The sequence below is a fragment of the Wolbachia endosymbiont of Drosophila bocki genome (genome assembly GCF_028982005.1).
Taxonomy (GTDB): Bacteria; Pseudomonadota; Alphaproteobacteria; order Rickettsiales; family Anaplasmataceae; genus Wolbachia; species Wolbachia pipientis.
The window spans coordinates 1-1,567 of record NZ_JAPQLG010000116.1; the positions used below are offsets into that span (position 1 = coordinate 1).

Annotated in this window: 1 protein-coding gene; it reads left to right on the forward strand. The window is 33.3% G+C overall.

Annotation, left to right across the window (positions count from 1 at the left end):
- The first annotated feature begins 273 nt into the window (after positions 1 to 273).
- Positions 274 to 1,452 (forward strand): ribonuclease D, encoded by a 1,179-nt coding sequence (locus tag OZD61_RS02505; protein ID WP_141457325.1) that lies wholly within the window; start codon positions 274 to 276, stop codon positions 1,450 to 1,452.
- Positions 1,453 to 1,567 lie beyond the last annotated feature (115 nt).

Consider the following 1,567-nt stretch of genomic DNA (forward strand, 5'->3'; position numbering starts at 1 on the left):
GATATTCTCCATCTTTTTTATCTTTAATCCATCATAGCTAGCGATGCAACAAAGCCCACTGGAATCCAGCCTTTATTATGCAGCCACTTGGTTGAAATTAAGTCTTCTAGATCCCAGTGTCAGCTACTTGGATGACAGGAGAAGGAAGCACTGGAATTGGGATGGAAAAGGCTATTTGTGTTATGCCAATGAGTGATAGAAAGTTCTGCAAGAAGTCATTAATTGCAAAAATTTAATATAAGTGGTAAAGTAGAACCACTGAATAAAGAACATATGTTAATTAATACAACGTCGGAGCTGGAGGACATATGTGAGGGGTTGATAGCAAAAAAGCCGAAATTTATAGCAGTTGACACGGAGTTCATTAGAAATAATTTAATCTACTACCCAAAATTATCGTTAATTCAAATTTCTTACGGAGAGAAGAGTTTTATTGTAGACGCATTAGTGCCAGAAATTGATTTATCATTCATTAAGAAAATAATGCTAAATCAGGGGATAACCAAAGTGTTTCATAGCTGCCGGCAGGATATAGAATCCTTACTCACTGTGTTTAAATGTATTCCTACTCCCATTTTTGATACCCAAGTTGCTGCTATGTTTTGTCATTATTATCATGACTTTATTGGTTACTCAAAAGTAGTGGAGCAATATCAAGGAATAGCACTGGATAAAATTAAAGCTAAAAATTCAGACTGGTTAAGGCGTCCGTTGTCCGAAGATCAGTTAGATTATGCAGTAAACGACGTGGTACACCTATATGACCTATACCAAATATTGTGCAATAAACTTGAAGAAAATAATAGGATGGGTTGGTTTCAAGAAGAGATGGAATCAATAGTTGATATAAATAAGTATTTACATAGCCCAAAAGATGCATGGAAGAGGATTAAATTTAATTATGAAGTAAATCCAAGATTGATACTAACTGTTAAAGCAGTTAGTGAGTGGCAAGAAACCTTAGCACAGCGCTATAATATGAACCGTAATAAAATAATCAATAATGCTGTAATAGCTGATTTTATTGAAAAAAATGTAGAGCATGTTGATGAGATTTTAGATGATCTCAAGAGGAATACAAAAAATATAAAAGATGCGGATTTACTAGAGTTTGTGAATATTTTTAATGAAAATGAGAGAAATTGGATGCAGCAAAACAACACCTTATCGAGTAATTATGACAAATCTGTACTTGATATACTCTCAATTATTTTAGATAGTAAATGTAAAGAAAGTAACATATCAAGGAAATTAGTTTCTTCAAAAGATGAGTTAACCGGGTCAATATCTAGACAGACAGATAAATTATTCAAGGGATGGAGATATGATTTTTTTGGCAGGTCAGTTGAATCATTTTTGAACACAAGCTCAAAATTTGAGATTTCAGCAGTGAAATCCGCAAATAATATAACCAAAATTCAGAGTAATTTAGTGGAGAATAACTGTTGCTAAAGTAACTTAGATTTATCGACAATCGTCATCCCGCTACGTGTTAGTGGCTAAGAACCTGTTAAGGATCTCGAAAATATGAGGTAAAATAAGCATAGTTAAGAAAGAGGTATATCTA